1 protein-coding gene is annotated in these 696 nt (G+C 50.6%); it reads right to left on the reverse strand.

Annotation, left to right across the window (positions count from 1 at the left end; translation table 11 throughout):
• Positions 1-401, reverse strand: a 401-nt coding sequence (locus tag HHJ06_RS11680) for a hypothetical protein (protein WP_215429964.1), incomplete at its 3' end; no start/stop codon positions are given.
• Positions 402-696 lie beyond the last annotated feature (295 nt).

The following is a 696-nucleotide window of genomic DNA, read 5'->3' on the forward strand; positions in this document are numbered from 1 at the left end:
GTCGTGCCTCCCAAAGCATCGGTGATGCAAGCCACGGCGTCACAGCAGGACAAGTAGCTGGTGGTGGTCACGTTGCCTGCAGGATCGGTGACTTTGACAGTACGTCCGGCAAGGTCAGTTTCTGTAGTAGCGACATTGCCGCGACCATCGGTTTTTTCCAGAATCATCCGTGTAGAGGTACAGCAGAACTGTTGTGAGGAACGGATTCCGGCGTGATCAGTCTGGTTTGTTGTAAATCCATCTACGATGACTGATTGGGCTGTGATCTCCGAAGTTGGAATCCGGCTGAACTGGGTGCGCTTGGTTGGAGCAGTATACTCCGTCCATTGCACACTCTGTTGTCCGTAGACGTCTGTGGTGATGGATTTGTTTTCCAACAGCGGATTGAGCTGAGAAACCATATTCTCCGTGGTTTGAATGAGGGGGAGACCGTCGGCATTATAGGTCGTGGAAGTCTGCACCTGGTAGATACCGTCTTCTCGGACCTGGTAACAGGAGGAACTTTCCGATATCCTGTTTTTTGAAGTATCCTCCGAATGGAGAGTGTCCAATAGAACAGTTCGTCTTATGGCTTGCCCCAGTTCACTGTAAGTGGTGACCGTGGGTGCCAAATCTTCCTTTTGGGTGTGTACGAGCAGTCCTTTCTCATTGTAGGTATTCCTGGTTGTTATGAATCCCCCCTTGGTATTGAATCCC

Source organism: Akkermansia muciniphila (assembly GCF_018709685.1).
Classification (GTDB): domain Bacteria; phylum Verrucomicrobiota; class Verrucomicrobiia; order Verrucomicrobiales; family Akkermansiaceae; genus Akkermansia; species Akkermansia muciniphila_E.